Raw genomic sequence first — 18,651 nt, 5'->3', positions numbered from 1 at the left:
CCCGGCGGGACAAAAGCGCAGTCGACGATGGGCCCTGCGATCGGCGGCTGTCCTGACCGCTGCCAGCCAAACTTCTGGGCGGCACAACCGCAAGCGGTCGGCACTACTTTGATCGACACGGTTGGACGACAGGCAAAGGAAAAGTCGCGCAGCAATCTGGCCGCACCAGTCCTTCAACAAGAACCGTCGCACGAGACCCATTTGTTCTCGGCGACCACTCCGCGAAGGTCCTGGAAAATAAGGATTTTCCTTTGGTGGGCGCACCAGGGCTCGAACCTGGGACCCGCTGATTAAGAGTCAGCTGCTCTACCAACTGAGCTATGCGCCCGGAACTTGTCCGGAAATGACCCTCGCAAGAGAGGCCGTCGTTTAGCAAAGCGATTCCGCGATGTCCAGCAAGCTGGCGCAACTTTTCCCGACTTTCTGACGGCCGAAAGGCCGCCGGATTCCGGCGGCCTTTCATAGGCTTGGCGAGGATGCCGGCGGCTGGCTCTCAGGGCCGGCCGGAGCGCTCCTGATCCGGACCGTCATCGCGGTCGAAATGATGGTCGCGGCCGCCGCGCTCCCAGCGGTCCATGCCGCGCTCGAGGCGATGGCGGCGCCAGCCCTCGGCGCCGAAGCCGCGCCCTTCCATGTGGGTGAGCATGGTCAGCCGCCGCTTCTGGTTATCGTCGAGCGTCTTGTAGAGCGGGTCGGCGGCGTCGGCGATCTTCTTCAGCGACGTCGCGGTCGCCGCCATGTTGTCGGCGCGCTCGCGGAGACGCGCGACCGGATCATCCGGCTTGTCGGCCTTGTCCGCATCGGTCTTCTCCGCGGCCATCCGCGCATTGGCGCGATCGAGCCGCATCTTGGCGAAGTCGCGCACCGCGGTTTCGACCGGCGGCCACAGCTTCTCCTGATCGGCGGTCAGCTTCAGCCCGGCGTGCACCGCGGCAATGCGCGCGTCGAGGAAGGCGGCCCGGTCCTCTTGGCTCATCCGCATCTGGCCATGGAACCACGGGCGATGCTGGGCATAGACCGCGGTCGAACCGGCAATCGTGAGCGCCGCGATGCCGGCGAGCAGAACTTTCTTCATCCAAACCTCCTTTGAAGGTTGCCTGAGGATGGTACCGCCTGCTGCGGCCTTCAACTTACGGATTGGACAGAGAGACCTTTCTTGCCAAGATGTAATCCGCTTCATTGCCCGACAGAAACATCCAAAGCGAGGTCGCGCTTTGGTTTTCTCGTCTGTTTGTTTTGCGCATGATCTTGTCGGAAAACCGCTACGCACTTTTCCGGATCATGCGCTGGCTAGATCATTCCCAACAGTCGCGGCAGCCACAGCGAGATCTCCGGCACGTAGGTGATCAGGCCGAGGAACACCAGCATCGCGCATAGCCACGGCAGCACCGAGATCGTGATCTCGCTGATGCCCATCTTGGCGATGCTGCTCGCGATGTAGAGGTTGAGCCCGACCGGCGGATGGCACAGCCCGACCTCGGTGTTGACGATCATCAGGATGCCGAGATGCACCGGATGCACGCCGAGCTTGGTCGCCAGCGGAAACAGGATCGGCGCCATGATCAGGAGGATCGACGACGGATCCATCACGTTGCCGGCGAGCAGCAGGATGACGTTGACCACGAGCAGGAACATCCAGACCGAGAAGTTCTTGTCGATGATCCAGGCCGCCATCTCCTGCGGGATCTGTTCATGCGTCATCAGGAAAGAGAACAGCACCGCGTTGGTGATGATGTAGAGCAGCATCGAGCTCATGCTCGCCGCCTGCAACAGCACCTTCGGCACCTCGGAGAGCTTCAGCTCCTTGTAGACGAACACGGTGATGAAGAAGGCGTAGGTCGCCGCGACTGCCGCCGCTTCGGTCGGCGTGAAGATGCCGCCATAGATGCCGCCGAGCACGATCGCGATCAGCGACAGGCCCCAGATGCTCTCGCGGAACGCCTTGAACTGCTGGCCGATGGTCGCCTTCGGCATCTCCGGATAGCCGTTGCGCTGGGCGACGAAGAAGGTCACCGCGGCCAGCATCAACGCCAGCAGGATGCCCGGCACGATGCCGGCCATGAACAGCGCGCCGATCGAGGTGTTGGTGGAGACGCCGTAGAGCACCAGGATGATCGAGGGCGGCACCAAAATGCCGAGCGCGCCCGAGGTCGAGATCACGCCGACGCCGAACCGCTTCGGATAGCCATGATCGACCATCGCTGGCATCATGATCGAGCCGATCGCCACCACGGTGGCGACGCTCGAGCCCGAGATCGCCGCGAACATCGCGCAGGCCGCGACGCCGGCAAGACCGAGACCGCCCGGCAGATGGCCGACCAGCGAGGTCGTGAAATCGATCATCCGCCGCGCGACACCGCCGCGGGTCAGGAAGGTGCCGGCCAGGATGAAGAACGGGATCGCCATGATGCCGAAATTGTCCAACCCTGAGAACAATTTCAGGCCGACGCTCTCGATCGGCACTTCCGTCATCGTGAACAGGAAGGTGAGCACCGACAGGCCGAGCGAAATCGAGATCGGCATGCCCGTCAGCATCAGGGCAAACAGCAGTCCGAAAATAAGTGCGGCGCTCATCACGCTTCTCCAAGCGCGATCGGCGCGGTCTTGCTGGTCTCGACGCCATCGACATGGGCGGCGTCATGGTGCGGCAGCTCATTGGTCCAGATGTAATTCCAGCACACCTGCAGGAAGCGAAAGGACATCAGATAGGAGCCGAGCGGAATGCAGGCGTAGACGATCCAGCTTGGAATTTCGAGGTCGGGCGACACCTGGTCGGTGTGCATCAGCTCGTAGACGAACTTGGCGCCCATGGTGCCGACGATGGCGGTGAACAGCGCGCCGCCGAGCAGCCCGAACAGGATGACGATCTTGCGCCAGCGGTCATTGAGGCGATTGATCAGCACATCGACGCCGACATGGATGCCGGTGCGCACGCCATAGGCCGCGCCGAACTTCGCCATCCAGATGAACATGTAGATGCACAGTTCCTGCGACCAGGCGAGATTGATGCCGAACAGATACGGATAGAGCACCGGCACGTCGACCAGAAAGCGATGCACGACCGTGACGAAGGTCAGAAGCGTCGCAGCGCCCATCAGGCTCGCGATGATGATTTCCTCGAGCCGGTCCAGAATTTTCAGCAGCATTGATCTCCCCTGTCATGGCCTGATGCGGCAACCGGCCACGGCACCCAGGCCGCGGCCTCACGCGGCCGCGGCATTCGTTAGATTTGCGTGATGGCTCTCGGTTGAGAAATCCATCCGCGAACTCCTTGCACCTCTCCCGCTTGCGGGGGAGCGTAGGCCGCCTTCGGCGGCCGTCTGAAGAACACCGAAGCAAAGCTTCGGCTCCGTTGCATCGAAGATGCAATGCGGGTGGGGGCTCTCTCCACAACGTGACTCGCGGAGAGAGCCCCCACCCCAACCCTCCCCCGCAAGCGGGAGAGGGAGCGCACCGCCTGTTCGGCGGCTGTTAGGCGATCCGCCTTAGTTCATCGGGCTGCGGCCGGTTTCCTTCAGGAATTCGTCGATCAGCGGCTGGCCGACGCGCGAGGCGACGTCCTTGTAGACCGGCATCATCGCCTTGCGCATCGCCTCGTCCTGCTCCGGCGTCAGCGAGATGATCTCGGTCTTGCCAGCCTTCTTGATCTCGGCGAGTGCGTCTTCGTTCTCCTTGGCCGACTGGTTGTTGCCGAACTCGGTGGCTTCCTTCATCGCCTTGTTGAGTTGGTCGCGGATGTCGGCCGGCAGGCCGTCCCAGAATTTCTTGTTCACGACCACGACATAGCCGATGTAGCCGTGATTGGTGACGGTCGCGTACTTCTGCACCTCATGCATTTTCTGGGTGTAGATGTTCGACCAGGTGTTCTCCTGGCCGTCGACCACGCCGGTCTGCAGCGCCTGGTAGACGTCGGAGAAAGCCATCACCTGCGGGATCGAACCAAGCGCGCGGAACTGGGCCTCCAGCACCTTCGACGACTGGATGCGGAATTTCAGTCCCTTGTAGTCGGCGGGCGCGACCAGCTTCTTGTTCGCGCTCATCTGCTTGAAGCCGTTGTCCCAATAGGCGAGACCGGTCATGCCCTTGGAATCCAGCTTCTTGAGCAGCTGGGCGCCGAGCGGACCGTCGGTCACCTTGCGCAGCGATTTCAGGTCGGGGAGGATGTAGGGCAGATCGAAGACTTCGAATTCCTTGATGCCGATCGGGCCGAACTTCGAGTTCGACGGCGCCAGCATCTGCACCGCGCCGAGCTGCAGCGCCTCGAGCTCTTCCTTGTCCTTGTAGAGCGTCGAGTTCGGATAGACCTCGACCTTCACCTTGCCGCCGGTGTACTTCTCGGCGAGTTCCTTGAACTTGTCGGCGGCCTTGCCCTTCGGCGTATCCGAGGCCACCACGTGGCTGAACTTGATGACGATCGGCGACTGCGCCGAGGCCTGCCCGACAAAGGTCAAAGCGGCGATCGACGCCGCGGCCAAAATGAACTTACGCATGTTTCCTCCCGCGTATTGCAGAGCACGAATACCGGCTCCGAGACATCCGGTCGCACCATTACAGACAAGCAACGACGATTGCCATTGCCCCTTTAGCAGGGGCTAAATCGCGCCATTGCTGCACTGCAAAATCCGATGCGGCGGTATCCCTTTCGGCTCTTGCGACCGTTCATTGACACCGCCCGCACGCTGTGCCCGGCCACGGCCGCGCGGTCAATACGAGGTTTGGCAATGGCGAGTTCGCCGGGCGCGAATGCTGGTGCCCATATCCGATGTCGTCCCTGCGAAAGCAGGGACCCATACTCCACAGCGAGAATTGTTAGGGTGGGTCGCAATTCAAGATGTCAAACGGTGCGGTGTCGTCGCCCGGCTCGACCGGGCGATCCAGTATTCCAGAGACGCCGGTGCTTGAGCCGAGAGGCCGCGGCGTACTGGATCGCCCGGTCGAGCCGGGCGATGACAATTGTATTGGGGGCGCAGCTTCGCATTCTCGCGACATCATCTGTCCGGAGTTTTGCATCTCATTCCGCCCTCTTCAATCAGAGGGCGCAGGGAAAGCCGGGTGCCGATCGCACCCATGGGCCCCGAGCATAAGGCAGAAAGCTCGGGGGTAGGACCACAGGTGTAACCGGAAACAACCCGGCTTTCCCTGCGCGATGGGCTACGGCTTACTTCGTGCTCTCCCCGGCGAGACTGGGCTTGCTTGTCACCGCCTTCGCAAAACGCTTGCGCATCTTGCGAGAGGACACCTGCCGCTAGGGCGTCAGGACCACACGACTTCGCCGTCCGCCTCATGCGCACTCGTCAGTTGCGCAATCCGCGTCCACCGCATCTCCACCCACGTTCGTGACGATCGCGAAGCGCCCCTCGATCGGGTGAGATGGATGTATTGAACATCTGAGTTGGGTGAAACGCCAAGCGGAATATTTTCTTATGACGATATTGACAGGTTTTGCTGAGTTGCCCGTCGTGTCGAACAGGCAACACACTTCCGAACGAGCGCAGCGCCATACGGCGCGCACGAGCACTGCATCGGCGACAAGAAGCCGCCGCGTCCTCATTGCGTGATGATGCTCGCGAGTTCTGCAAGAGGTCCCGGCTCGACCCGGACATCCCCGGCGAAAGGACGCTCCTGCAGACCGATGAGTCCCAGCGCCATCATCACCGCGATCGAGAACACGCTGAGCGCCGTGATCTGCGCACCGGCCCAGTGCGTCCTATTCGATCACCTCTTCGGCGCATGTCGATCAGGTGGAATGTCTCAGCTGGATCAAAGCGCGACCGCGAGCAGCGCCGCCGCAATGCCCGACTTGAACCAATAACAGACACGGCAACGGCTTCGGGCGCGTGGTCCACGTCGTCCCTCGCAACCATGTCAACGGCGGTCATCGGCAGAAATTCTCTTGACCCTCAGTGGCCAAGTTCTGGAATTTCGGATAGTTGAATCGGCGTGGCAATGCAATTAGGACGGCATGTCCGTCCTCGAGAGGACAAGGTCATGAAATTGTCGTCAAGGTTTGTCGCGCCCTCCGCCATAGCTTTCCTGTCAACTGTCTTGCTGAGCGGCCCTGCTGCGTCGCAGACCGCAACAGGCTCCAGCGCCCCGCTTCCCTCCATCACGGTCGACGCGCCGAAGCCGGCGGCAAGGCCTATCAGGCCGAAGGAGGTCGCAAGCAGCAGAGTGGCTGCTCGCCGGACATCGCCGGCCGGTCACACGTCATCCTCAAGCGCGCGAACGCCGTCGCCTGCGCCAGATACAGTGTTGGGAAGGATTGCCAGTCTGGAGAAGGTCGCCAGCAACTGCAACGGAGGTTGCGAGTCGAGCGTTCCCCACGGCAAAGACCCCTGGGTTGGGTGTAGCGAGTCGGGCGGCGGACAGACATATGGACCGTTCTCGGCAACGTGCCGAGACAACCTCACCTACAAATCCTACGAGGATTGCCTCGAGACCAAGGTGTTCCTGGGCGAGTACCGAAATCGGGCCCACTGGGTTTGCAGCAGTCTGTCCGCCGCCGGGAAGTTTCAAGTCGCCGAACTCAAGCGATCCAGACATCCGCACTAGAACGTTTTCGAGTGAAGTGGATACCGGTTCGCGCGAAGAAACGCGTCAACAAGAAGCTAGGGCGTTCCGCTGACCGCCTGGGCCACACGGCGACATCGGCAAACGCTTCGCATGGACGCAGCGAACTTGCTGCGTCCATGGATGCCGGCCGGCATGGCCGCCGCTCGCCTGTCCTCACCGCGACGCGGTGCTGATGTTCTCGCCAAAGAACTTCCATGTCTTGCCGTCGAACTTCGCGAGCTTGAACGTGTCGAAGGTGGAATAGTCCGTCGGCGACACCGATACCGTGATGCCCGGCAGCAACAGCGGCAGCGAGACCTTGCTCAGGTTGGTGGCCTGCTTCAGCAGATTCTCGCGGGTCAGCACGTCTCCGCAGTTCTTCAGGATGATCGCCGTGAACTGCGCGGACAGATAACCGATCTGGTTGCTGCCATCGATCGGATTGCCTTCCGGATACCACTGCTTCATGAAGGCGAGATAATCCTGCACGCCCTTGTCGGTGTCCCATGCCGGGTCGCCCACCACCTTGGTCGCCAACGCCGTCATGAGGCCGGTGGATGCTTCCAGGCCGGCAGGCTCGAGCACACCGCCGATCGAACTGGCGACGGATACGATGAAGTGCGTCGGCTTCCAGCCGAGATCGGTAACCTTACGGATCGCCTGCGCGCCGAACTTCGGCGTCGTGATCGTCATCAGGACATCGGCGCCCGCGGCTTTCAGATTGACGATCTGGGAATCGATCGTGGGATCGGTCACCTCGTAGCTGAGCTCCTTGACGATGAGACCGGCCTTCTCACCCAGCCCCTCCTTGAAGCCCTTCAGATAGTCCTTGCCGAAGTCGTCGTTCTGGTAGATCACGCCGATCTTCGCGTTGGGCAGCTCCTTGGCGATGTACTTGGCGTAGATCTTCGCTTCCTGCGCATAGGGCGGATAGAACGGCGTGGTCCACGGGAATTCCTTCGCATCGTTCCACTTCGAGGCCCCGGTGGAGATCAACAGATGCGGGATCTTCTTGCCGTTCAGATATTTTTGGATCGACGAATTTGTCGGTGTGCCCAGTGAGCCGATATTGGCAAGGATCTCATCCTGCTCCACGAGCTTGCGTGTCTGCTCCACCGTCTTCGGCGGGCTATAGCCGTCGTCCATGCTCAGCAGCGTGATCTTCCGGCCGTTGATTCCGCCCTGGCTGTTGATCATCTTCCAGTATGCGGCCTCGGCCCTGCCCTGCGTGCCATACGCCGAAGCCGGACCGCTGTAAGGCATGGTCTGCCCGATCTTGATTTCGGTATCGCTGGCGCCGGGATCGTATTTCTTGTCGGCAGCGAGAACCGCCGAAGTGGAAACAAGGCTAAGCGCGGCGATGGCCGCGAGCGTGATGCAACGCATGTGTTCTCCCCATTCGCGTCGCTGTTTGCCGCGACGTCGGGCGAGATCATGATCAAGCCCGCGCGAGATGTCGACCCCTGAAGTCGGGACATCGAACTGCTCTAGCCGTCGAACGTCAAAGCCCCATCCAGCTCATCACGGCTCCGAACGTCGCCCAGAGCGTCCATCCGAGCCCGAGCAGGCAGATCAGCGCCGCCGCCATCGCGATCGTCAACAGCAGGCCGTCCTCCTGCAGGTAGGCGACCGCGATCAGGACGACCACCATTCCCGGAATGACGTTGACCAGAGGCAGCGGCCAGCCTGCCGAGAAGGCGAGGAGAAACACCACCAATCCGACGAGGCGGTCGATCACGTCGCGGCGCGCGTCCCAGCGCGGCCGGCTGATGCGCTCGATCGCCTGCAACATTGGACGCACGAGGACGGTGAACCGCTTGAAGCGCTTGAAATCGAACTGTCGCTTCGACAGGAAGCGCGGAAACGACGGCGCGCTGCGGCCACGCATCATCTCGACCGCCGGAAACAGCAGCGCCAGCGTCGCAACCGTCGCCACGCCGGGGATGATGACCAGCAGCCCCAGCAGCAGCAGGAGCAGGCCGAACGACCGCTTGTCCAGGTTGCTGAGGAGCCATTCGAGATCGACGGGGCCGTCCGGTGCTTGAGCGACGAGTTCCTCAAGAAGTTGGGACGTGTGCGTGGGCGCCAATGGGGCTCCGGACGAAGGGGACATAGCTGCCAAAGTGGTCAGACTCGGCATCGATTGCAACAGCTGCCGAAGCAGACTAGGAAGCATGGGTGACCAACGATTCCGACCAGGCATGGCAGCACCATGCGCCGTCAAGCCCGATTCCCGCCGCGCGGCGCCGCTGGCCGTGGTTCCTGCTGATCGTCGTCCTCGCCTGTGCGGGCGCCGGGGGTGTCTACGCCTGGCCGCAGATCGCGCCGCTGGTCCCGTCCCTGGGCAACGCTGCGGCCAGCGACAGGGTGGCCGCAGGCGACAAGGAGACGTTGCCGGATCTGCTCGCGACCCAGCAGAAGCTCGAGGATGACATCGGCGCACTCGGCAAGTCGGTCGCGGACCAGCAGGAGCAGCTGAAGGCCGTCGTCGACCAATTGGCGAGCCTGACGTCGAAGGTCGACGCGCTACAGCGCCCGGCTCCAGCCCCCGTGCCATTGCCGGCCACCGCAGCGGCCGACCAGCCGCGCGCGCCGGTCGCGCAGGCTGCCCCGAAGCCCCGAAAGCCGCCGCCGGCTCGGGCGCCAAAACCGGCAGGTCCGATTTCGACCGGTGGCGCACCGCTCAACGTGGCACCCGGCGCCAGCGATCGCTGAGCTGCGCCGCGAGATCAGCGCAACAGTCGGCGACGGCAGCCTATCCGCCGGGCCGCTCCATGCCGGCCCGCTTGATTGCCGCGCGCAAGATAGCGGTATCCGAGGAAAGAAAATCGATCAGACGCCTGGCTGCGTCAGGCGACTTTGAGTCGCTGACGACAGCGGCGGTGAAGGTCTGCACAAGCTGCAGATCCGCAGGCAGCAGACCGACGACCTCGATGCCGGTCTCCTGAACCAGCTCGCTGGTCGGTCCGATCGAGACATTCGCCTTGCCCGCGCGCAGCGCTTCGGCCGCCTCGATTCCGCGCGCCTCGAGGGTGAGCTGCACCGTGTCCGGCAGGTTCAGCCTGGGGAAGACCTTGTCGCGGACGAATTGTCCGCTCGTGCTGCTTGGCGCCACCACCTGGCCCGCATCGATCAAGGTTGTCCTGAGCGCGGCAGCGTTGCCGATGTCCGGCTTCGCAGAGCCTGAGCGAACCGCGGCCGCCAAGGGAGCCGTCGCGAGGCCGGTGTCGGATCCCGCACGGATCCGCCCGTCTTCGTTCAGCCCGCGAAGTCCCTCGCGCGAAAGGATCACCACATCCGCCTTGATGCCGTGCGCAAGCTGGTGCCTGATCGTTTTCGGACCGGTGCCCTCCGACGCGCCGGATCCGGTTTCCACCTTGATGCCGGTGCTGCGCTCGAATTCGGGCAGCACTTCCCGATAGACCGCCGCGAAGCCGCCGGAAATGATGACCCTGATCGTTTCCGGGGGATCTGCGATTGCCGGCGTCAAGGCTGCGGCACCATGTCGGCGGCCCGTTGGCTCATTTCTGAAGGTTCGCAGCAAACAGCTTGGCTGCCGCGGCCTTCGATTCCTGATCGGCCTTGGCGTCGTATCTGAGCGGCAGGTTGAACTTCTTGCCGAGCTCGGTGGCTTCGGGGTTCGTGAACGCGTGCACGGCGCCCGGATATTCGATGATCCGGTAATCGGCCTTCGCTGCGTCGAAATCCTTCTTCAGCGCATCGTACTGCTCGCGTTTCACGAACGGGTCGTCGGCGCCGTTCAGAATCAGGATTTTCGCCTTGACGGTGCCTGGCGCCGGTGCGGGAGTATTGAGACCGAGCGTAGCGTGAAAGCCGGCAACGGCGGCGAGATCGGCGCCGGTGCGCGCCATGTTCAGCACCACCGCGCCGCCGAAGCAGTAGCCGACGGCGCCGATCCGCTGCGGATTGACCGAGGCCTGCTTGGCGAGCTGCTCGCGCGCGGCGTTGAAGCGCTGCTCCATCACCTTCGCATCCTTCATCACCGACCCCGCGAGCGCGCCGGCGTCCTTCGGGTTGTCGGCGGTCTTGGCGTCGCCGTACATGTCCGCAATGAAGGCCACGTACCCCTGCTCCGCGAACTTCCGCGCCTCGTTGTGGATATGCGGGGTGATGCCCCACCATTCGTGCACCATGACGATGCCGGGCCGCTTGGCCTGGCTCGCGTCGTCATAGACCACGAAGCCCTTCATCGTGGTCTCGCCGTCCGAGTAGGTGACCAGCTCTTCCTTGACCGCGGCGTGTGCGCTCGCGACCATTGCGATGGCGCAAAGTGCTCCGACGATGATCGTTCGCATGCTGATCTCCCTGCGGGTTCGCGTCGCCGCGTTGCGTTTTGTTTTGGCCCGGACGGCTATTCCGCCGCCGTCCGGATATCGATCTTCTCGGCGCGGACCGCGCAGAACTTGAACTCCGGAATCTTGCCGAACGGATCGAGCGCCGGGTTGGTCAGCAAATTCGCCGCCGCTTCCGCGTAGCAGAACGGCATGAAGACCATGTTCTCCGGCACGTCGCGGTCGGCGCGCACCTTGACCTCGACCGCGCCGCGGCGCGTCTCGAGGCGGATGAAGTCGCCGGGTGCGAGCCCCTTCTTGCGCATGTCCTTCGGCGTCATGAACGCGACCGCTTCGGGCTCGATCTGGTCCAGCACCTGCGCGCGACGCGTCATCGAGCCGGTGTGCCAATGCTCGAGCACGCGGCCGGTCGACAGCACCATCGGGTACTCGTCGTCGGGCAATTCGTCCGGCGGGATCACCTTGGCCGGCACGATCTTGCCGCGGCCGCTCTCGGTGGGAAAACCGGTCGTGAAGATGATCTCATTACCCGGCTTGTCGGGATCGTCGACCGGATAGGTCACCGCGCCCTCGCGAACCAGCCGCTCCCAGGTGATGTTCTTGAGCGACGGCATCAGCTCCGCCATCTCGGTGAAGACCTCACCCGGCCCGGCATAATTCCACTGCAGTCCCATCCGCTTGGCGATCTCCTGGATGATCCAGAGATCCTGCCTTGCGTCGCCCGGCGGCTTGATCACCTCGCGCGCCAGTTGCACGCGGCGATCGGTGTTGGTGAAGGAGCCGGACTTTTCGGCAAACGCCGAGGCCGGCAGGATGACGTCGGCGTGGAACGCGGTCTCGGTGACGAACAAATCCTGCACCACGAGATGATCGAGCTTCGCCAGCGCCTGGCGCGCGTGCTGCAAATCCGGATCGGACATCGCCGGATTTTCGCCCTCGACATACATGCCGTGGATTTCGCCGGCGTGGATCGCGTTCATGATCTCGACGACGGTCAGCCCGCGCACCGGATCGAGCTGCTGCCCCCACAGCTTTTCGAAGGCGCCGCGCATGTCGTCGCGGCCGACCGGCTGATAGTCCGGCAGGAACATCGGGATCAGGCCGGCGTCGGAAGCGCCCTGCACATTGTTCTGGCCGCGCAGCGGATGCAGTCCGGTGCCGGGGCGGCCGACCTGGCCGGTGATCAGTGCGAGCGCAATCAGGCAGCGCGCATTGTCAGTGCCGTGGACATGCTGGCTGATGCCCATGCCCCAGAAGATGATCGACGACTTGGCGCGGGCGTAGTCACGCGCCACCTCGCGCAGCGTCTCGGCCGGGATGCCGCAGATCGGCGACATCTTCTCGGGCGTGAAGTCGACGATCTTGGCCTTGAGGTCTTCGTAGCCCTCGGTGTAGCCGGCGATGTACTGCTCGTCGGTCAGGCCTTCGGTGATGATGGTGTGGATCATCGCGTTCAGCATCGCGACGTCGCTGCCCGGCTTGAAGGCGAGATGCTGCGTGGCGTGGCGCGACAGCGCCTGCCGCCGCGGATCCATCACGTACAGCTTGGCGCCGCGCTTGGCGGCGTTCTTGATGAAGGTCGCGGCAACCGGATGGTTCACGGTCGGATTGGCGCCGATCACCCAGATCACCTCGGCGTCGGCGGCGGCCGAGAACGGCGCCGACACCGCGCCGGAGCTCAGCCCCTCGAACAAGGCCGCCACCGACGAGGCGTGACACAGCCGCGTGCAGTGATCGACATTGTTGGAGCCGAAGCCGGTGCGGACCAGCTTCTGGAACAGATAGGCTTCCTCGTTCGAGCCCTTGGCCGAGCCGAACCCGGCGAGCGCCTTGGCGCCCTTCTCGTCGCGGATTTTCGTCAGGCCCGCCGCGGCCAGATCGAGCGCCTCTTCCCAGGAGGCCTCGCGGAAATGGGTGTAGGGATTGGCCGGATCGACCTGGTCGTTGGCATCCTTCTTCACGCCCGGCAGCCGCACCAGCGGCTTGGTCAGCCGGTTCGGATGGTGGATGTAGTCGAAGCCGAAGCGGCCCTTGACGCAGAGCCGGTTGTGATTGGCGGGACCATCACGGCCTTCCGCGTAGATCACCTTCTCGTCCTTGACCTCGTAGGTGACCTGGCAGCCGACGCCGCAATACGGGCACAGCGAGTCCACCTTGCGGTCGGGATAGACGACGCGGGTCTGCTTGTCGTCGAGCATGACAGCCGGCATCAGCGCGCCGGTCGGACACGCCTGGACGCATTCGCCGCAGGCGACGCAGGTCGATTCGCCCATCGGATCGTCGAAGTCGAACACGATTTTCGAGCCGTGACTACGATAAGCCATGCCGATCACATCGTTGACCTGGACCTCGCGGCACGCCCGCACGCACAGGCCACACTGGATGCAGGCGTCGAGATTGACGCGCATCGCCGGATGGCTGGTGTCGGCATGCCAGCGTTCGGTGGCGGGGAAGCGGCTCTCGGTGACGCCGGTCTTCTCGGCCCAGTGCCAGAATTTCGAGTCCGGATCGTGCGAGGTCTCGCGCGCCGGCTGGTCGGCGACGAGCAGCTCCATCACCATCTTCTGCGCCGCGACCGCGCGCTGGCTGGCCGACTTCACCTTCATGCCGACCGATGGCGTCCGCTTGCAGGACGCCGCCAGCACGCGCTCGCCTTCGATCTCGACCATGCAGGCGCGGCAATTGCCGTCCGGCCTGTAATCCGGCTCCGGCGAATAGCACAGATGCGGGATCTCGGTGCCCCGGCGCTTGGCGACCTGCCAGATCGTCTCGCCGGTCCGCGCTTCGACCTGGTGGCCGTCGAGCTCGAACTGGATCGTCTGGCCGGAGTTCTGACTGTTGCTCATTCAAGATCCTCGTCGAAGTTCGCCTGCGTGGTCCGCCTATTCGGCGGCTTGCTGCGGACGAAACCCGTCCGGAAAATATTTGATCACCGAGGTCAGCGGATTGGAGGCCGCCTGACCGAGCCCGCAGATCGACGCATCGCGCATCGCCTGGCTCAATTGGTCGAGCAGCTCCTTGTTCCAGACCGGTTGCTGCATCAAGAGCGCCGCCTTCTCGGTTCCTGCGCGGCAAGGCGTGCATTGCCCGCAGCTCTCATCCTCGAAGAACTTCATCAGGTTCAGCGCGGCCTCCCTGACGTCATCGGCCTGCGAGAGCACGATGACCGCGGCGGAGCCGATGAAGCAGCCGTATTTCTCCAGCGTGCCGAAATCGAGCGGGATGTCGTCCATCGAGGCCGGCAGGATGCCGCCGGACGCGCCGCCCGGCAGATAGGCCTGCAAAGTATGGCCGTCGGCCATGCCGCCGCAGAACTCGTCGATCAGCTGGCGCAGGGTGATGCCGGCCGGCGCGAGCTTGACGCCGGGATCCTTGACACGTCCCGACACCGAGAAGCTGCGCAGGCCGTGGCGCTCGTTGCGGCCGTGGCTCTTCCACCACTCGGCGCCCTTCTCGACGATGTCGCGCACCCACCACAGCGTCTCGATGTTGTTGATCAGCGTCGGCAGGCCGAACAGCCCGACCTGGAACGGATATGGCGGCTTGTGCCGCGGCAGGCCGCGCTTGCCCTCGATCGATTCCAGCAGCGAGGATTCCTCGCCGCAGATATAGGCGCCGGCGCCACGCCGCAGATGCAGCACAGGTCCACCAGGCGGAAGCTTTGCGATCTCGCGCGCAAGGATCTCGCGGCAGGCCGGGTACTCGTCGCGGATGTAGATGTAGACTTCGGGCGCCTCGACCACGTGGGCCCCGATCAGCATGCCCTCGAGGAAACGATGCGGATCGGTCTCGAGATAGTATCGGTCCTTGAACGTGCCGGGCTCGCCTTCGTCGCCGTTCACCGCCATCAGCCGCGGACCGGGCTCGCCGAGCACGGCGCGCCATTTGCGGCCGGTCGGGAAACCGGCACCGCCGAGACCGCGCAGCGACGCATCGTCGAGTGCCTTCAAAAGGTCTTCCCGCGGCAACTCGCCCGAGCGCAGCCGCGCCAGCAGCTTGTATCCGCCGTCGGCGACATAGGCGTCGTAGTCGATGTAGGCGGGTAGATGCACATGGGTGTCGCCGCTCTTCGTCGCAGCGAGCACGTTGCTGACGGTCGCATGATCGACGAAGTTGTGGCCGACCTCGGCGGTGGGTGCGGTGTCGCATCGGCCGACGCACGGCGCCCGCACCACGCGGATGCCGGGGCCGGCGCGATTCTGGAGGTCCTTCAAAAGCTTCTCGCCGCCGAGCATCGCGCAGGTCAGCGAATCGCAGACACGCACGGTGAGCGGCGCGATGTCAGGCTCGCCTTCCTTCACGATGTCGAAATGCGCATAAAAGGTCGCGGTCTCGAACACTTCGGCGAATGACAGCTTCATCTCGTCGGCGAGCGCCGCAAGATGCTGCGCCGAGATCTGGTGATACTTGTCCTGGATCAGATGCAGGTATTCGATCAGCAGGTCGCGACGCCTCGGCCGATCCGCGAGCAGCGCCTCGATCTCATGAGCGGCCGCAGGGTCGACCTGGCGTCCTTTGGGCGTGGCTTTCGCGCGCTTCCTGCCTGCTCCAGGATGCTCGAACGCGCGGACCTTGTGAACGTCGTCTCCACTCATGAAACCTCGCCTTGGAACCCGGCTTTGCGCAAGTTGCGCCGGTTCGACCCAACTCTATTCTCTGGCATGCCACAGGCAAGCACATTTAGAACGCCTCTAGCAGCGTCGGGTTGCCGCGCAGGCCGTTGTTAATGTTTGCCTATCGGTCGATCTGAATTCCCAATCGCGCGAGCATCCGGCTCGCGCGATCTCGACCGCGTCCGCGGCCTCAGAGCAGGTCGGCGTAGCCGAGAAAGCCGACCGCATCGCCCGGCTCGACCCGCACGACGGCTTCGCTGAGCTCGATCAGCCCATCCGTCTCGATCAGCGACGACAACAGGCCGGCCCCTTCGCGCGGAAACTTGATCGCCTCCAGCGCGCCGTCCGTCGCCCGGCGCAGCGAGGCGCGGACATATTCGCGGCGCCCGCTCTTCTTCTTGTAGCTGAAGGCGGCCCGAACCGGCATCGGCAGCAAGCCGGACGGCACCGCTCCCGACAGCGCCAGCACGGTCGGCCGCACCACGTGAACGAAGGTGACGAAGCTCGCCACCGGATTGCCGGGCAGGCCGATCAGCGGCGTGCCGTCGATGATTCCCATCGCCACCGGGCGGCCCGGCTTGATCGCCATCCGCCACAGCACCAGCGAACCGGCCTGTTCGATGCCGGCCTTGACGTGGTCCTCTTCGCCGGTCGAGACGCCGCCGGTGGTCAGGATCAGGTCGTAGCGTCGTGCGGCCTGCTTGAGCGCGGCAGCAAGTTCGGCCCGTTCGTCGCGCAGGATGCCGAGATCGCCGACCTCGCAACCGAGCCGCCGCAACATCGCGATCAGCATGAAGCGGTTGGAATCGAACAGCTGCGCTTCGGCGCGCGGGCTCCCCGGCACGGCCAGCTCGTCGCCGGTCGAGAACACCCCGACGCGCAGGCGTCGCACCACGTCGAGCGTGGTGAGCCCGAAGGCCGCGGCGACCGCGATGTCCTGCGGGCGCAGCCGCCGACCCGCCGCCAGTGCGACATGGCCGCGCGGAATGTCCTCGCCAGCAGGACGCACGTTGGCGCCGACCTTCAGGCCCGACGGCAGGATCACGTTGCCCGCATCGTCGATCCGCACGTCTTCCTGCATGAACACGGTGTCGGTGCCGTCGGGCATCGGCGCACCGGTGAAGATCCGCACCGCCTGGCCGGGCCGCGCGGGCTCGGCCGGCGCTCCCGCCTGCACACGCCCCGCGACGGCAAACGCGCGCTCGCCGCTCGCCGGCAGGTCTGCGCCTGACACCGCGTAGCCGTCGACGGCGGAATTCATGAAAGGCGGCAGCGGCAGCGGCGCTGCCACGTCGTGGCTAAGGATGCGCCCGTCGGCGTCGACCAAGGCAACAGCTTCCGTCTCGCCGACCGGCTTGACGCGCGAGGCGATGATCGCGACGGCCTCGTCGACCGACATCATCGGTCCGCCGAAAGCGAAGCAGTCGTCGGAAAGCTGCGCCATGATGTCCCTCAGTCCTCGGCCATCGACAAGATTTGTTCGACCCACATCGCGAACCGCGGCGTTATCCTCAAAGCCGGACCATCCGTGACGAATCATTGGCAGTTCCGGCGAGGCGGCGGAGAGTGGCCAGTCCGTCTCCGATCGTGCTTATATCCCCTGCTTCGCTGCCATGTGAACCCATTGGGACGCCGACCTGTGACCAAGAAGACCACCGCGCCCGTTATTGTTCCAGACCCGGACGATCCGCGACTGACCGAGCGCGTCATCGGCATCGATCAGACCGGCGCGCCGACCGAGATCAGGGTACCGGTCGAGCGACCGCTGACGCTGTATCTCAACGCGCAGGAGATCGTCACGATGATGACGATCAACGACTATCCAGAATACCTCGCGCTCGGCTACCTCCTGAATCAGAACATGCTGAAATACGACGACGTCGTCACCGAGGTCGAATATGACGACGATCTCCAGGTGGTGGTGGTCCGCACCGAGCACCACACCAATTTCGAGGCGAAGCTGAAGAAGCGCACGCAGACCTCGGGCTGCGCCCAGGGCACGGCGTTCGGCGACCTGCTCGAAGCCGTCGAGAAGGTCGCGCTGCCGAAGGCCGAGCTGCGGACCTCGTGGCTCTACCGGATGACGCACACCATCAACACGATGCCGTCACTCTATCTGGAAGCGGGCGCCATCCACGGCTGCGTGCTGTGCAAGGAGAGCACGCCGGTCTGCTACACCGAGGATGTCGGCCGGCACAACGCCGTCGACAAGATCGCGGGCTGGATCTATCGCCACAATGTCGATCCGACCGACAAGATCCTCTACACCACTGGGCGGCTCACCTCCGAGATGGTGATCAAGACGGTGCGGATGGGCATCCCGATCCTGGTCTCCCGCTCCGGATTCACCGCCTGGGGCGTCGATCTGGCGCGGCAGGTCGGGCTGACGCTGGTCGGGCGCGCGCGCGGCAAGCGCTTTATCGCGCTGTCGGGCCAGGAGCGGATCGTCTACGACCAGAACCTTGATTACGTCGAAGAGGAATCGATGCGGCACAAGCGCAAAGGCGAGGCCGACAATGACTGATATCCCGGGCACTGGCATCCCGGGCGTGCTGCTTGCCGGCGGCCTCGCGCGGCGGATGGGCGGCGGCGACAAGCCGATGCGCAAGATCGCCGGCCGGACCATTCTGCAGCGGGTGATCGACCGTCTCGCTCCGCAATGCAGCGGGCTGATCATCAACGCTAACGGCGACCCCACGCGCTTCGCCGCCTTCGGCCTTCCGGTCGTCGCCGACGATGTCGCCGATTATCCCGGCCCCCTCGCCGGCATCCTGGCCGCGCTCGACTGGACCGCCGCCAACCGGCCGGATGCGAAATGGGTGCTGAGCGCGGCGGGCGACTGTCCGTTTCTCCCGCGCGATCTTGTCGCGCGCCTCGAGCAAGCACGCAGCGCGCGGAATGCCGAACTCGCGGTCGCCTCATCCGGCGGCCAGACGCATCCGGTCATCGGTCTCTGGAGCGTGCGTCTGCGGAACGAATTGCGCCATGCGCTGGTCGTTGAGGACGTGCGCAAGATCGATCGCTGGACCGCGCGCTATCCGCTGGCGACGGTCGAATGGCCGAGCGAGCCGCTGGATCCGTTCTTCAACGCCAACACCGTTGAAGACATCATGGAAGCCGATCGCCTCGCCGCACTCGACGGCGGCTAAGACGCTCGCTTGCGTCCGGAACGG

Annotated in this window: 15 protein-coding genes and 1 tRNA gene; 3 read left to right on the top strand and 13 right to left on the bottom strand. The window is 64.1% G+C overall.

What is annotated here, in order from left to right:
• Positions 1–252 precede the first annotated feature (252 nt).
• From AAFG07_RS13800 to AAFG07_RS13765, 8 genes are all read right to left on the bottom strand, one after another.
• Positions 253–328: transfer RNA gene (locus AAFG07_RS13800), tRNA-Lys, on the bottom strand.
• Positions 329–493: 165 nt separating this feature from the next.
• Positions 494–1,075, bottom strand: coding sequence for a Spy/CpxP family protein refolding chaperone (locus AAFG07_RS13795; protein WP_342727748.1), 582 nt, complete (start codon positions 1,073–1,075; stop codon positions 494–496).
• Positions 1,076–1,290: 215 nt separating this feature from the next.
• Positions 1,291–2,574 (bottom strand): TRAP transporter large permease subunit, encoded by a 1,284-nt coding sequence (locus AAFG07_RS13790; protein ID WP_342727747.1) that lies wholly within the window; start codon positions 2,572–2,574, stop codon positions 1,291–1,293.
• Complete coding sequence (locus tag AAFG07_RS13785; RefSeq protein ID WP_342727746.1) at positions 2,574–3,146, bottom strand: TRAP transporter small permease; 573 nt, start codon at positions 3,144–3,146, stop codon at positions 2,574–2,576. Before AAFG07_RS13785 ends, AAFG07_RS13790 begins: the two co-directional genes overlap by 1 nt.
• Before the next feature lie 339 nt (positions 3,147–3,485).
• Positions 3,486–4,490 carry a TRAP transporter substrate-binding protein gene (locus AAFG07_RS13780; RefSeq protein WP_342727745.1) on the bottom strand — a complete coding sequence of 335 codons (1,005 nt, stop codon included), beginning with the start codon at positions 4,488–4,490 and terminating at the stop codon, positions 3,486–3,488.
• A 1,057-nt stretch (positions 4,491–5,547) separates the two neighbouring features.
• Positions 5,548–5,670 carry a hypothetical protein gene (locus tag AAFG07_RS13775; protein WP_342727744.1) on the bottom strand — a complete coding sequence of 41 codons (123 nt, stop codon included), beginning with the start codon at positions 5,668–5,670 and terminating at the stop codon, positions 5,548–5,550.
• 1,056 nt (positions 5,671–6,726) lie between these two features.
• Complete coding sequence (locus AAFG07_RS13770; RefSeq protein WP_342727743.1) at positions 6,727–7,938, bottom strand: ABC transporter substrate-binding protein; 1,212 nt, start codon at positions 7,936–7,938, stop codon at positions 6,727–6,729.
• A gap of 115 nt (positions 7,939–8,053) precedes the next feature.
• Positions 8,054–8,641, bottom strand: a complete 588-nt coding sequence (locus AAFG07_RS13765) for an exopolysaccharide biosynthesis protein (protein WP_342727742.1) — start codon at positions 8,639–8,641, stop codon at positions 8,054–8,056.
• An 89-nt stretch (positions 8,642–8,730) separates the two neighbouring features.
• On the opposite strand from AAFG07_RS13765, the gene AAFG07_RS13760 reads away from it, so the two are divergent.
• A complete protein-coding gene (locus AAFG07_RS13760; RefSeq protein ID WP_342727741.1) occupies positions 8,731–9,267 on the top strand; it encodes a hypothetical protein in 537 nt (178 codons plus the stop codon).
• Positions 9,268–9,307: 40 nt separating this feature from the next.
• Here the strand turns inward: AAFG07_RS13760 and AAFG07_RS13755 are convergent, their stop codons facing one another.
• The 5 genes from AAFG07_RS13755 to glp form a co-directional block, all read right to left on the bottom strand.
• Positions 9,308–9,964, bottom strand: coding sequence for a substrate-binding domain-containing protein (locus AAFG07_RS13755; protein ID WP_342727740.1), 657 nt, complete (start codon positions 9,962–9,964; stop codon positions 9,308–9,310).
• Positions 9,965–10,073: 109 nt separating this feature from the next.
• A complete protein-coding gene (locus AAFG07_RS13750) occupies positions 10,074–10,868 on the bottom strand; it encodes a dienelactone hydrolase family protein (RefSeq protein ID WP_342727739.1) in 795 nt (264 codons plus the stop codon).
• A 56-nt stretch (positions 10,869–10,924) separates the two neighbouring features.
• Complete coding sequence (gene fdhF, locus AAFG07_RS13745; protein WP_342727738.1) at positions 10,925–13,711, bottom strand: formate dehydrogenase subunit alpha; 2,787 nt, start codon at positions 13,709–13,711, stop codon at positions 10,925–10,927.
• Between the two features lie 36 nt (positions 13,712–13,747).
• The gene (locus tag AAFG07_RS13740; RefSeq protein ID WP_342727737.1) at positions 13,748–15,460 is read right to left on the bottom strand and encodes an NAD(P)H-dependent oxidoreductase subunit E; all 1,713 of its coding nucleotides are present in this window, start codon (positions 15,458–15,460) and stop codon (positions 13,748–13,750) included.
• 208 nt (positions 15,461–15,668) lie between these two features.
• Entirely contained in the window at positions 15,669–16,922 is a 1,254-nt protein-coding gene (gene glp / locus AAFG07_RS13735; protein ID WP_342727736.1) for a gephyrin-like molybdotransferase Glp, read from the bottom strand.
• 195 nt (positions 16,923–17,117) lie between these two features.
• On the opposite strand from glp, the gene AAFG07_RS13730 reads away from it, so the two are divergent.
• Both AAFG07_RS13730 and mobA read left to right on the top strand, forming a co-directional pair.
• On the top strand, positions 17,118–18,002 hold the full coding sequence (locus tag AAFG07_RS13730) for a formate dehydrogenase accessory sulfurtransferase FdhD (protein WP_342727735.1): 885 nt from the start codon (positions 17,118–17,120) through the stop codon (positions 18,000–18,002).
• Complete coding sequence (gene mobA / locus AAFG07_RS13725) at positions 17,995–18,627, top strand: molybdenum cofactor guanylyltransferase MobA (RefSeq protein ID WP_342727734.1); 633 nt, start codon at positions 17,995–17,997, stop codon at positions 18,625–18,627. The genes AAFG07_RS13730 and mobA overlap by 8 nt, the downstream gene beginning before the upstream one ends.
• Positions 18,628–18,651 lie beyond the last annotated feature (24 nt).

Source organism: Bradyrhizobium sp. B097, assembly GCF_038957035.1.
In the GTDB taxonomy this organism is placed as follows: domain Bacteria; phylum Pseudomonadota; class Alphaproteobacteria; order Rhizobiales; family Xanthobacteraceae; genus Bradyrhizobium.
The sequence above is the reverse complement of the archived record's forward strand: the minus strand, read 5'-3'. Positions and strand labels throughout refer to the sequence as shown.

Coding starts and splice junctions, on each gene's coding strand:
- AAFG07_RS13795 (WP_342727748.1), bottom strand. CDS start 1,075: ATGAAGAAAGTTCTGCTCGCCGGCATCGCGGCGCTCACGATTGCCGGT.
- AAFG07_RS13790 (WP_342727747.1), bottom strand. CDS start 2,574: ATGAGCGCCGCACTTATTTTCGGACTGCTGTTTGCCCTGATGCTGACG.
- AAFG07_RS13785 (WP_342727746.1), bottom strand. CDS start 3,146: ATGCTGCTGAAAATTCTGGACCGGCTCGAGGAAATCATCATCGCGAGC.
- AAFG07_RS13780 (WP_342727745.1), bottom strand. CDS start 4,490: ATGCGTAAGTTCATTTTGGCCGCGGCGTCGATCGCCGCTTTGACCTTT.
- AAFG07_RS13770 (WP_342727743.1), bottom strand. CDS start 7,938: ATGCGTTGCATCACGCTCGCGGCCATCGCCGCGCTTAGCCTTGTTTCC.
- AAFG07_RS13750 (WP_342727739.1), bottom strand. CDS start 10,868: ATGCGAACGATCATCGTCGGAGCACTTTGCGCCATCGCAATGGTCGCG.
- fdhF (WP_342727738.1), bottom strand. CDS start 13,711: ATGAGCAACAGTCAGAACTCCGGCCAGACGATCCAGTTCGAGCTCGAC.
- AAFG07_RS13740 (WP_342727737.1), bottom strand. CDS start 15,460: ATGAGTGGAGACGACGTTCACAAGGTCCGCGCGTTCGAGCATCCTGGA.
- glp (WP_342727736.1), bottom strand. CDS start 16,922: ATGGCGCAGCTTTCCGACGACTGCTTCGCTTTCGGCGGACCGATGATG.
- mobA (WP_342727734.1), top strand. CDS start 17,995: ATGACTGATATCCCGGGCACTGGCATCCCGGGCGTGCTGCTTGCCGGC.